We start from the raw sequence: 11,892 nt of genomic DNA on the forward strand, positions 1-11,892 counted from the left end.
GCGGCCGGTGCCCGCGCGCCCGCCGGTCGAACAGTCGCGCGCAATGGGTAAGCGTTACGCGCCGAGCGCTTCCTCCACCACCGCAACCAGAGGCAGGAGCATCACGTGGCAACCGATCCCGCGGAGCTGATCAGCCGGGCGAAGACATGGCTGGCCGAGGACCCCGACCTCGAAACCCGCGAAGAGCTGGGCAAGCTCATCGACGCCGAGGACCTGGACGAGCTGTCGGCCCGGTTCGCGGGCACCCTGCAGTTCGGCACCGCCGGGCTCCGCGGTGAGCTGGGCGCCGGTCCGATGCGGATGAACCGCGCCGTCGTCATCCGGGCGGCTGCCGGGCTGGCCGCGTACCTGAAGGACCAGGGGCAGGAGGGCGGCCTGGTCGTCGTCGGGTACGACGCCCGCTACAAGAGCGCGGACTTCGCGCGGGACACCGCGGCCGTGATGGTCGGTGCGGGACTGCGCGCCGCGGTGCTGCCGCGCCCGCTGCCCACCCCCGTCCTCGCCTTCGCCATACGGCACCTGGGCGCCGTCGCGGGTGTCGAGGTCACCGCCAGCCACAACCCGCCGCGCGACAACGGCTACAAGGTCTACCTGGGCGACGGGTCGCAGATCGTGCCGCCCGCGGACGGCCTGATCGCCGACCGGATCGCGGCGGTGGGGTCGCTCGACGACGTGCCGCGGCCCGCGGAGGGCTGGGAGGTGCTGGGCGAGGACGTGCTCCAGGCGTACCTGGAGCGGACGGACGCGGTGCTCACCCCGGGCTCGCCGCGCGACACGCAGGTGGTCTACACGCCGATGCACGGCGTCGGCCGTGACGTGCTGGTGGCCGCGTTCGCGCGGGCCGGTTTCCCGGCGCCGACCGTGGTCGCCGAGCAGGCGGAGCCGGACCCGGACTTCCCGACCGTGGCCTTCCCCAACCCGGAGGAGCCCGGCGCGATGGACCTGTCCTTCGCGACCGCCCGCTCCGTCGGCCCGGACATCATCGTCGCCAACGACCCCGACGCGGACCGCTGCGCCGTCGCCGTACCGGCCCCCGGTACCAAGGACGGCTGGCGGATGCTGCGCGGTGACGAGGTGGGCGCGCTGCTGGCCGCGCACCTGGTCGGCAAGCAGGCGTCCGGCACCTTCGCCACCACGATCGTGTCGTCCTCGCTGATGTCGCGGATCGCCGCCGCGGCCGCGCTGCCGTACGAGGAGACGCTGACCGGCTTCAAGTGGCTGGCCCGCGTGGACGGCCTGCGGTACGCGTACGAGGAGGCGCTGGGCTACTGCGTCGACCCCGACGGCGTCCGGGACAAGGACGGCATCACCGCCGCCCTGCTGATCACCGAGCTGGCGGCCGAGCTGAAGCAGTCCGGCCGCACGCTGCCGGACCTGCTGGACGACCTGGCGCTGGAGTTCGGCCTGCACGCCACCGACCAGCTGTCGGTCCGCGTCGAGGACCTGTCGCTGATCGCCTCGGCGATGCGGCGGCTGCGCGAGCAGCCGCCCGCCACGCTGGCGGGGCTGGCCGTGTCGTCCTCCGACGACCTCTCCCAGGGGACGGAGACGCTGCCGCCCACCGACGGCCTGCGCTACTACCTCGCGGGCTCGGAGCAGGACGGCGTCGAGGGCGGCCGGGTGGTGGTCCGTCCGAGCGGTACCGAGCCCAAGCTGAAGTGCTACCTGGAGGTCGTGGTGCCGGTCGCGGACGCCCAGGGGCTGGGCGCGGCGCGCGCCAAGGCCGACGAGGTGCTCGGCGCGCTCAAGGCGGACCTGTCGGCGGCAGCCGGCATCTGATCCGGCCGCGCACACGGCTGTCACGTACGGCTGTCACGTACGACGGGCCCCGGAACCGCAGAGTTCCGGGGCCCGACCCTTTCCCCCCGTACGAGTGACAGCCGTACTGCACCTGCCGGAACGCGCCCCCACGGCCGCCCCCGCTCCGGGACACGCTGGTCTGGTCCGACAACCTGCCCGGCCCACCCCGGAGTTGCCGCAGTGTTCCCGACCGCGCCCAGCACGGCCGCCACCGCCGCACCGGCGGCGGACCCCGCCTCCCGCGGCTCCGCCGCACGAGCGGCCCGGAACCTGCTGCGCCGCGCCGGGCCGGCGCTGCTCGGCTACACCGCCGTACGGCTGCTGGGCATCCTCGTGCTGATGAAGTGGGCGCACCTCCAGCACCACGGTGTGTGGCCGCTGCTCGCCAACCAGTGGGATTCCCGCTGGTACCTGGGCATCGCGGACCACGGCTACGCCTACGCGTTCGACGAGCACGGCCTCAACGAGAGCAACCTCGCCTTCTTCCCGCTGTACCCGGTGCTGGTGAAGGCCGTCGCGTGGGTGACGCCGGGCTCCCGCGCGTCCGTCGGGCTGGTCGTCGCGGGCGGCTGTGCGCTGCTGGCCGCCTGGGGGATCTTCGCGGTGGGCGAGCGGCTGCACGGGGCGCGGACCGGCACCGTGCTGGCCGTGCTGTGGGGTGCCACGCCGGTCGCCGCCGTCCAGTGGATGGGCTATACGGAGTCGCTGTTCACGGCGCTGGTGGCCTGGTCCCTGTATGCCGTGCTCAGCGGCCGCTGGGTCTCGGCCGGCGCGCTCTGCCTGCTCGCCGGGCTCACCCGCCCCACCGGCCTCGCGCTCGTCGCCGCGGTCTGCGGCAGCGCCGCCGTCGCCCTGTGGCGCCTGCGCCGTGCCGCCGTCCCCGCGCCCGCTCCACTGCCCGCTCCGGCGTACGCGCCGGATCCCGCGCCAGGCACCGCGCCGGAGCTGCCCCCGGCCTCGCACGCGAACCCGGGTCCGGACCCGCACGCGAACCCGGACCCGGACCGCGCCCGGGTGCGCCGGATCGTCCTCGGCGCGCTGCTCGCGCCGCTCGGCTGGCTCGCGTACGTCGGATGGGTGGGCCTGCGCCTGGGGCGCGCCGACGGCTATTTCGCGGTCCAGCGGCAGTGGACGAATCAGTGGGACGGCGGCAAGGAGACGTTCCGTGCGCTGCGCGGCCTGTTCGTCTACCTGTCGAACCCGCCGCTCTTCATGGTCGTGGTGGCCCTGGTCCTGATCGCGTCGGTGGCGCTCTTCGTGCTGGGCGTGTGCGACCGGCAGCCCCTGCCGCTGCTCATCTTCAGCGGTGTCCTGCTGCTGATCGTCCTGGGCAGCGGCGGCGTCTTCTTCCCCCGGGCCCGCTTCCTGCTCCCCGGTTTCCCGCTGCTGCTCCCCCTGGCGCTGGCCGTCGCCCGCGCACACCGCCGCGTCGCCGTCCTGTCCCTGTCGGCGGCCGCGCTGGGATCGGCCTACTTCGGCGCGTACATGACGCTGGTGTACGGAGGGCCGCCGTGACGGACCGCCGCACGCCCCGCTCCCGGGCACGGACGCCACAGCGGGGACGGCCCTGGCGCCGACCGCGTCTACAGGGCGACGAGCACCACCAGTGCCACCGCGCCCACCACGCACGGCGCCATCACCTCGTACGCCCACTTCACCACCGGAGCGCCCTGCGCGCCCTCCCGCCCGGCGCCCCGCTCCTGGAGCTCCCGCAGTTCGTCGAGCGACCGGTCGGCGGTGGCCCGCGACACGGCCGGCTCCGTCCGGGACCCCGCCGAGGAGGTACGCGGCGCGCCGCCGCCGGCCGCGGCGCGCTGCGCCTGCCGGTTCGCCTTCTTGCGCTGCCGCAGCGACACCGGGATCGACCAGAGCTGGTACTTCGTACCGTCCGTCGTGAAGACCTCGCTGGAGAACGACGCCCGCAGGTCGGCGACCGCCGCCCAGGGCAGCGTGACCGTACGGAACGGGTTGCGCACCACCAGCCGGTCCGCGCCCGCCCGCACCAGCGGGCGCAGCGTGAAGGCGACCACCAGCGGCACCACGAACAGCAGCCCGGCCACCGCCGTCAGCCGGGTGTGGGCCGCGCCGCGCACCAGCGCGTCGCCGCCCAGCCAGGCGGCCAGCGCGAGGAGCAGCACCCCGCCGGCGAGGGCCGCGGGCGAGCGGTAGCTGCGGTCCGCGTACTGCTCCTGCGGCGTGGAGGGCTGTTCCGAAGTCATGCTGCCGATTCTGCCTGAGCGTCCGGAACCCGGACATTGCGTTACGGCATCATTCGCACACCCGGTCCCCGCGGCCCGGACTCAGGCCGCCACCAGGTCGGCGTAGACCACGATGTTGTCCGGCCGGTGGCCGTTCACCAGGCCGCCGCCGCAGGTCACCAGGCGCAGCTCGGGCCGGTCGGTGTCGCCGTAGACCCGCTGGGTGGGGAACGCCTTCTTGTCCACCTGCTGGAGCTCCCGGACGGCGAAGACCGCGGTCCGCCCGTCGGCCCGGTCGACGTAGATCCGGTCGCCGGGTCCGATGCGGCCGACGTCGCGGAGTACGGCGGGGCCGTCGACGGTGTCGTAGTGCCCGATGAGGACGGCGGGGCCGGTCTCGCCGGGGGTGACGCCCTGGTCGTACCAGCCGATCCGGTCGGCCTGCGCCACGGACGGCACCTGGACCGTGCCGTCGGAGGCGAGCCCCAGGCCGAGGACCGGGCCGGTGTCCACGCCCGCGGCCGGTATGCGTACGCGTACGGGCCTGGCGGCGGGCAGGGCGGCCGGGGCCTTCGCGCGGGGGCCCGCGGCGGGGGCTCCGGTGTTCGCGACGTGGACGGGCGGCGCCACGCCGGAGGCGCCGCTGTCCAGGACCCCTTGGGTGATCAGCACGCCGCCGCCCACGAGGAGGAGCAGACAGGCCGCCGTCAGCAGGCGGTCGCGCAGACGCCGGTGAGGGCGTCGGCTCAGCACCCCGCGCCCTCGGACTGCCGGCGGCGGCGCACCGCGAAGACGACGCCCGCGGCACCGGCCGCGGCGAACGCGCCGCCCGCGGTGAACAGCGGGGTGGTGTCCGGCTCCTCCGCGACGTCCGCGACGTCGTAACCGGCGGCCACGGCGCCCTTGGGCAGCACCTTGGTCTGGCTGCCGGTCGGTGCGGCCTGCGCGCCGACGCCGCCCGTGGTCCTGCTGCCCGCCGCCTTGGCACCGTGCGGGCCGTCGGCCGCGCCGCCCTTGCCGGGCTGCGCGGCGGGGGCGCAGCCCCGGGGCAGGGCGGGGAAGTTGGCGGTGCCGGGCGGGTAGCTGGCGCCCTGCATCGTGAAGCGGAGCTTGGGGCGGGCGCCGTACGGGTCGATGATCTTCGCGCCGAAGCGGGCGAGGGACGGGTGCGTACGGTCGAGGGAGGTGCCCGGCACCGCGTTGCCCGGACCGTCCTCGAACGACGCTCCGGGGCCCTGGGGGCCGCGGGTCAGTACGGCGAGGGTGCCGCCGCCGATGGCCACGCGGCGGGTGACGGTGCAGCTCTTGCGGCTGCCGGAGGCGGTGCCGTTGCCGGGGCGGTGCGCGGCCGTCTGCCCGGCCTGGTGTCTGCCGCCCGTGCCGGTCACCTTGCCGCCGGTGGCGGGCGCGGCCGCCTTCGGCAGCGCGTAGCTCTTCGCGCCACCGGTGCCACCGCTGACACGCAGCTTCGGCGACGTGCCCGAAACACCGGTCAGCCGCAGGGACAGACCCTTGAGGTGCGCGGTCGGGTGCTCGCGGTCGAGCAGGCCGAGCACCCGGACCAGGTACCAGTCGCCCGGCTTCCACTGGGGGCCGACGTAGCGGATCCACGCCTCCGGGCCGCCCGCGGAGGGCACGTTGCGCAGCACGGCCACCATGCCGTTGCCGATGGCGACCGGCTGTCCCTCGTAGCGGCCGGTGCCGTCGGCGGCGGGCCGCGCGGCGGCGGAGCTCGCGGCGGGAGCGGCCGCGCCGGGCGCGCCGGGCGTGGCGGCGAAGGCACCGGAGACGGGAGCGAGGACGGCGGCCCCCAGCGCGGCGGACGCGACGGCGGCGCGCAGCGTGCGGCGGGCGGACTGTGCGGTCATGGGGACCCCCGTGGGATGGTCGGTCGTTCGGCGACGAGACCACATCCGCCGCCCTTCGTTCGGAAGGCCGGAAAGTGCTGCGGTGCGGTGCGGCATTATCGAAGGTAGGGGACTGCCGTGACAGCCCGTCCGCCGTTGTGTAACGGCTGCAGCACAGAAGCTCATCACTCCCCCGCGCACCTGTTACAGAGCGCTTCCCCCGCACGTGGGGAGCGGGCCGCCGGAAACCGGCGACCCGCTCGAACTGCTCATCGGCCGGCGCGCCTTCGGCGTGTCGCTCCGAGCGGCGCGGGGGTGCCCGGAAACTCAGCGCGCCACGTGCGAGGTGATGCTGCCGTCGCCCTCCAGAACGGCCCACAGGGATCCGGTCTTGACCGCCGAGCGGACCGTCGCCCCGCCGGCCTCCATCGTGGCGAGGGTGTGCCCCATGCCGTCGACGAGGACCGCCCGGTAGCCGTCGCTGCCCGCCCGGGTCACCCGGGCGACGGTCTTCCCGTCGGCGAGCGTTTCGTTGTGCGGGCCACTGGGGCTGACCTTGACGATCCAGGAGACCAGTTCGCCCTTCGAGGACAGCGCGGTGATCATCCCGTTGAGGTTGCCGGCCGCGTAGGGCCGGGCCGGGGTCGCCTCGATGGAGCCGAACGAGTAGCCGTCGGCGAAGCCCTCGGCGCGGTAGTGGCCGGGGCCCACCCGGTAGATCTTGGCGACGGAGACGCCGTCCGCCAGCTTCACCGTACGGACGTAGGTGCCGCCGCCCGCGTCCCGGTGGACGGCGTGCGCGCCCTCGGCGGGGAGTGCCGACGGGATCGTCGTGGTGACCGTGTGCCGGGCGGTGCCTGCCGCCGGGCTCGCGGCGAACGCCCCGGAGGCCGCCCCGAGGACGACGGCGGTCACGGCGGCGCAGGCCGCCGCGGCGCGCAGGACCGTGCGGTGGTGAGGAACCAAAGCGGACATGCGGGAACTCCATCGCTGGCTGGTCGTGCCGGACTGGATGAGCGAAGACTTCGCATGCCGCCTCCCGGACGTGTGGGGCCGTGAGGTCTGGCGGTGGGACATACCGTACGGACGGCCTGTGACCGGCGGATCCCCGTCGTGTAACGGCTGCGGCGCGGGAAGGCGTACGCCCGGTATCGACCGGACGTCGCCAGAAAAACTGGAATTGTTCCCACCGTCGCCATCATCGCCCGCCCGCCGGGGGGTGACATGCAGCTACGCGCGTAGATATGCTCCCCTCGTGACCATGCCCACCACTGTTCCCGCATACGGCAAGGAAGCCGCGGGGCGTCTGGCGTCGATGGCGGACGTGACCGCTTCCGACGGTGCGCTGCGCCGCTTCCTGCACGGCCTCCCGGGCGTCGACGCGGTCGGCCTCCAGGCCCGCGCCGCGACCCTCGGCACCCGCTCGATCAAGACCACGGCGAAGGCGTACGCCATCGATCTCGCCATCTCGATGATCGACCTGACGACGCTCGAAGGAGCGGACACCCCGGGCAAGGTCCGGGCCCTGTGCGCCAAGGGGATCCACCCCGACCCCACCGACGGCGGCACCCCCAAGGTCGCCGCGATCTGCGTCTACCCCGACATGGTGGCGACGGCCAAGGAGGCCCTGACCGGCTCCGGCATCCACGTCGCCTCCGTCGCCACCGCCTTCCCGGCGGGGCGGGCCGCGCTGCCCGTCAAGCTGGCCGACACCCGTGACGCGGTCGCGGCCGGCGCCGACGAGATCGACATGGTGATCGACCGCGGCGCCTTCCTGTCCGGCCGTTACCTGTCCGTCTTCGAGGAGATCAAGCAGGTCAAGGAGGCGTGCCGCCGCGAGGACGGCTCGTCCGCCCACCTGAAGGTGATCTTCGAGACCGGCGAGCTCCAGACGTACGACAACGTGCGCCGGGTCTCCTGGCTCGCGATGCTCGCGGGCGCCGACTTCATCAAGACCTCGACGGGCAAGGTGGCCGTCAACGCCACCCCGCCGGTGACCCTGCTGATGCTGGAGGCCGTCCGCGACTTCCACGCCACGACCGGGGTACAGGTCGGTGTGAAGCCGGCCGGCGGCATCCGTACGACCAAGGACGCCATGAAGTACCTGGTCATGGTCAACGAGACGCTGGGCGAGGAGTGGCTGACCGCGGACTGGTTCCGCTTCGGCGCCTCCAGCCTGCTCAACGACCTGCTGATGCAGCGCCAGAAGCTCGGCACCGGCCGCTACTCCGGCCCCGACTACGTCACGGTGGACTGAACCGATGAGCTCAGCTTTTGCATACGCACCGGCGCCCGAGTCGCGCGCCGTCGTCGACATCGCGCCGTCCTACGGCCTGTTCATCGACGGCGAGTTCACCGAGGCCGCGGGCGGCAAGGCCTTCAAGACCGTCTCGCCCGCGAACGAGGAGGTCCTCTCCGAGGTCGCGCAGGCGGGCTCCGAGGACGTGGACCGCGCCGTCAAGGCCGCCCGCAAGGCGTTCGAGAAGTGGTCGGCACTGCCCGGCGCCGAGCGCGCCAAGTACCTCTTCCGTATCGCCCGGATCATCCAGGAGCGCTCCCGCGAGCTGGCCGTCCTGGAGTCGCTGGACAACGGCAAGCCGATCCGCGAGTCCCGCGACTCGGACCTGCCGCTGGTCGCCGCGCACTTCTTCTACTACGCCGGCTGGGCCGACAAGCTGGGCCACGCGGGCTACGGCGCCGACCCGAAGCCGCTCGGCGTGGCCGGCCAGGTCATCCCGTGGAACTTCCCGCTGCTGATGCTGGCGTGGAAGATCGCCCCGGCGCTGGCCTGCGGCAACACCGTCGTCCTCAAGCCCGCCGAGACCACGCCGCTGTCCGCGCTGTTCTTCGCGGACATCTGCCGCCAGGCGGGCCTGCCCAAGGGTGTCGTCAACATCCTGACCGGTGACGGCTCGACCGGCGCCGAGCTGGTCGCGCACCCCGACATCAACAAGGTCGCGTTCACCGGCTCGACCGAGGTCGGCAAGGCCATCGCCCGTACCGTCGCCGGTACGGACAAGAAGCTCACCCTGGAGCTGGGCGGCAAGGCCGCGAACATCGTCTTCGACGACGCGCCCATCGACCAGGCCGTCGAGGGCATCGTCAACGGCATCTTCTTCAACCAGGGCCACGTCTGCTGCGCGGGCTCGCGCCTGCTGGTGCAGGAGTCCGTGCAGGACGAGCTGCTGGACGCGCTCAAGCGCCGGATGGGCACGCTGCGCGTCGGCGACCCGCTCGACAAGAACACCGACATCGGCGCCATCAACTCCGCCGAGCAGCTGGCCCGCATCAAGGCGCTGGCCGACGCGGGCGAGGCCGAGGGCGCCGAGCGCTGGGCCCCGGCCTGCGAACTGCCCGACGCGGGCTACTGGTTCGCGCCGACGCTGTTCACCGGCGTCACCCAGGCCCACCGGATCGCCCAGGAGGAGATCTTCGGGCCGGTGCTGTCGGTGCTCACCTTCCGTACGCCGGAAGAGGCGGTCGCCAAGGCCAACAACACCCCCTACGGCCTGTCGGCGGGCGTCTGGTCGGAGAAGGGCTCGCGCATCCTGTGGATGGCGAGCAAGCTCCGGGCGGGCATCGTCTGGTCCAACACGTTCAACAAGTTCGACCCGGCCTCGCCGTTCGGCGGCTACAAGGAGTCGGGCTTCGGCCGCGAGGGCGGCCGGCACGGTCTGGAGGCGTACCTCAATGTCTGATCGCTTGAGCGTTCTCAAGACCTACAAGCTGTACGTCGGGGGCAAGTTCCCCCGGTCCGAGAGCGGACGGGTGTACGAGGTGACCACAGCGACATCAGCCGCTGCCGCGGCGGGCAAGGGCAAGTGGCTCGCCAACGCGCCCCTGTCGTCCCGCAAGGACGCCCGGGACGCGGTCGTCGCGGCCCGCAAGGCGTTCGGCGGCTGGTCCGGCGCGACCGCGTACAACCGCGGCCAGATCCTCTACCGCGTCGCCGAGATGCTGGAGGGCCGCCGCGAGCAGTTCGCCGCGGAGGTCGCCGACGCCGAGGGCCTGCCGAAGGCCAAGGCCGCGGCGCAGGTGGACGCGGCGATCGACCGCTGGGTCTGGTACGCGGGCTGGTCCGACAAGGTCGCCCAGATCGCGGGCTCCGCGAACCCGGTCGCCGGGCCGTACTTCAACCTGTCCTCCCCGGAGCCGACCGGCGTGGTCGCCGTGCTGGCGCCGCAGGAGTCGTCCTTCCTCGGCCTGGTCTCGGTGATCGCCCCGGCGATCGTCACCGGCAACACGGTCGTGGTCGTCACGAGCGAGAAGTCGCCGCTGCCCGCGCTGTCGCTGGGTGAGGTGCTGGCCACCTCCGACCTGCCGGGCGGTGTGGTCAACGTGCTGTCCGGCCGCGTCAACGAGCTGGGCGGACCGCTCGCCGCGCACCAGGACGTCAACGCGATCGACCTGGCGGGCGCCGCGGCCGACGCGGAGCTGGTCAAGGCGCTGGAGACGGCCGCGGCCGACAACCTCAAGCGCGTGCTGCGTCCACAGGCTGTGGACGGCGTCGCCGACTGGACCGCCGACCCCGGCACGGAACGGCTGCTGGCCTTCCTGGAGACGAAGACCGTCTGGCACCCGATGGGGGTCTGACCCCCCGGCCCGCGGGCGTCCGCGCCCGCGGTGACACGCCTCCGCCCGCCCTCGTCCGTCCACGAGGGCGGGCGGTCCGCTGTCCGCCCGGTGCCCGCCGCCCTCAACCGGGCAGCAGACCCACGACCTTGCCCACCAGCGGCAGGTCCTGCAGCGCGGCGCCGCCCGCGATCGGGTCCGTGACGATGCCCGTGGTCAGCGGCTTGAAGTCGGCGATCTGCGTGCCGATCTTGTTGGTCAGCGGGTCCGCCGCGGTCCCGGCCAGCGGATCCAGCTTGAGCTTCTTGACGGGGCCGATACTGCCCGCCAGGGCATGCCCCAGCGCATCGGTCAGGGCCTGGGCCGTCTGGGCCGCGCGGTTGTCGTGCTCGGGGGCGGTCGCGGCCGCCGGCGCCGTACCGGCCGCCGCGAGGGCGGCGCCGGCCGCCGAGAGCGCCAGCCCGACGCGCACCACCGAACGCGGTACGCGGCGCCGGTGCCGGAGATGAGCGTATGAGGCCATGTGCCACCTGCCTGTGTGTCGTGACGTGACGACATTTGAGTAATCGAACGATCGCTTAGCGTAGTTGAGTGGTGCCGGGGCATTCCAGTGCGGGCGCGCCGGGTAACCCTCTCGGCCCAATGCGCGACAATGGCTCCCCGTGAGCTCCCACACCGCCGCCCGGCCGCCCGCCGCCCGGGTCGTCCTGCTGACCGGCCCCTCCGGCTCCGGCAAGTCGTCCCTCGCCGCCCGCAGTGGCCTGCCCGTGCTCAACCTCGACGACTTCTACAAGGAGGCCACGGACCCGACGCTGCCGCCGCTTCCCGACGGCGGCGGCGCCGACTGGGACTCACCGCTGTCGTGGGACGCCACCGCCGCCGTCGCCGCGATCGAGGAACTGTGCCGTACGGGACGTACGGCCGTACCGGTGTACGACATCGCCGCGAGCGCACGGACCGGCGAAACGGTTCTGGAACGGGGCGAGGCGCCCCTGTTCGTCGCGGAGGGCATCTTCGCCGCGGACATCGTCGAGCAGTGCCGTACGGCGGGCCTGCTGGCCGACGCGCTGTGCCTGCGCGGCCGCCCCGCCACGACCTTCCGGCGGCGGCTGGCCCGCGACCTGCGCGAGGGCCGCAAGCCGGTCCCGTACCTGCTGCGGCGCGGTCTGCGCCTGCTGCGCGCCGAACGCGCGATCGTCGCCCGGCACGCCGCGCTGGGCGCCCATCCGTGCGCGAAGCCGGAGGCGCTGGCGCGGATCGCCGCGGCGCGGAACGCGGGTGCGCAGGCCGCTCAGGAAGTGCAGGGCACCGAGGGCGCACCGGCCTCGGCGACCCCCAGGGAAGTCTGCGCCTGAACGGCGCAGGTCCGTACGGTGCGGGCTCGCGCGTCGCGGGTCCGCACGACGAAGGAACGGCCCCGCACGGCGAAGGAGCGGGGCCGCACCGCGAAGGAACGGCCCCGCACGGCAAAGGAG

11 protein-coding genes are annotated in these 11,892 nt (G+C 73.7%); 6 read left to right on the top strand and 5 right to left on the bottom strand.

Annotation, left to right across the window (positions count from 1 at the left end):
* Positions 1-105 precede the first annotated feature (105 nt).
* Both A6A06_RS04165 and A6A06_RS04170 read left to right on the top strand, forming a co-directional pair.
* Complete coding sequence (locus A6A06_RS04165; RefSeq protein WP_073758891.1) at positions 106-1,779, top strand: phospho-sugar mutase; 1,674 nt, start codon at positions 106-108, stop codon at positions 1,777-1,779.
* Positions 1,780-1,980: 201 nt separating this feature from the next.
* Positions 1,981-3,315: a hypothetical protein gene (locus A6A06_RS04170; RefSeq protein WP_073758893.1), complete on the top strand. Its 1,335-nt coding sequence runs from the start codon at positions 1,981-1,983 to the stop codon at positions 3,313-3,315.
* Positions 3,316-3,383: 68 nt separating this feature from the next.
* Here A6A06_RS04170 and A6A06_RS04175 read toward each other — a convergent pair whose 3' ends face one another.
* The 4 genes from A6A06_RS04175 to A6A06_RS04190 all read right to left on the bottom strand — a co-directional run bounded on the left by A6A06_RS04175 (position 3,384) and on the right by A6A06_RS04190 (position 6,820).
* On the bottom strand, positions 3,384-4,019 hold the full coding sequence (locus tag A6A06_RS04175; protein WP_073758895.1) for a PH domain-containing protein: 636 nt from the start codon (positions 4,017-4,019) through the stop codon (positions 3,384-3,386).
* Between the two features lie 81 nt (positions 4,020-4,100).
* A complete protein-coding gene (locus tag A6A06_RS04180) occupies positions 4,101-4,748 on the bottom strand; it encodes a class F sortase (RefSeq protein ID WP_073759790.1) in 648 nt (215 codons plus the stop codon).
* Positions 4,745-5,866: a hypothetical protein gene (locus A6A06_RS04185; RefSeq protein WP_073758897.1), complete on the bottom strand. Its 1,122-nt coding sequence runs from the start codon at positions 5,864-5,866 to the stop codon at positions 4,745-4,747. Before A6A06_RS04185 ends, A6A06_RS04180 begins: the two co-directional genes overlap by 4 nt.
* Positions 5,867-6,172: 306 nt before the next feature.
* On the bottom strand, positions 6,173-6,820 hold the full coding sequence (locus tag A6A06_RS04190; protein ID WP_073758899.1) for a hypothetical protein: 648 nt from the start codon (positions 6,818-6,820) through the stop codon (positions 6,173-6,175).
* Positions 6,821-7,106: 286 nt separating this feature from the next.
* On the opposite strand from A6A06_RS04190, the gene deoC reads away from it, so the two are divergent.
* Genes deoC through A6A06_RS04205 form a run of 3 tightly spaced genes read left to right on the top strand, consistent with a single transcriptional unit; the run spans position 7,107 to position 10,438 of the window.
* Positions 7,107-8,102, top strand: a complete 996-nt coding sequence (gene deoC / locus A6A06_RS04195; protein WP_199930715.1) for a deoxyribose-phosphate aldolase — start codon at positions 7,107-7,109, stop codon at positions 8,100-8,102.
* 4 nt (positions 8,103-8,106) lie between these two features.
* Positions 8,107-9,543 (top strand): aldehyde dehydrogenase family protein, encoded by a 1,437-nt coding sequence (locus tag A6A06_RS04200; RefSeq protein ID WP_073758903.1) that lies wholly within the window; start codon positions 8,107-8,109, stop codon positions 9,541-9,543.
* A complete protein-coding gene (locus A6A06_RS04205) occupies positions 9,536-10,438 on the top strand; it encodes an aldehyde dehydrogenase family protein (RefSeq protein ID WP_073758905.1) in 903 nt (300 codons plus the stop codon). Before A6A06_RS04200 ends, A6A06_RS04205 begins: the two co-directional genes overlap by 8 nt.
* Positions 10,439-10,541: 103 nt before the next feature.
* Here A6A06_RS04205 and A6A06_RS04210 read toward each other — a convergent pair whose 3' ends face one another.
* On the bottom strand, positions 10,542-10,940 hold the full coding sequence (locus A6A06_RS04210) for a hypothetical protein (RefSeq protein ID WP_073758908.1): 399 nt from the start codon (positions 10,938-10,940) through the stop codon (positions 10,542-10,544).
* 139 nt (positions 10,941-11,079) lie between these two features.
* Here A6A06_RS04210 and A6A06_RS04215 point away from each other — a divergent pair, with 139 nt between their 5' ends.
* A complete protein-coding gene (locus A6A06_RS04215; RefSeq protein ID WP_073758910.1) occupies positions 11,080-11,772 on the top strand; it encodes a uridine kinase family protein in 693 nt (230 codons plus the stop codon).
* The last annotated feature ends 120 nt before the right edge of the window (positions 11,773-11,892 follow it).

This window comes from Streptomyces sp. CB02923 (assembly GCF_001905005.1).
GTDB lineage: Bacteria > Actinomycetota > Actinomycetes > Streptomycetales > Streptomycetaceae > Streptomyces.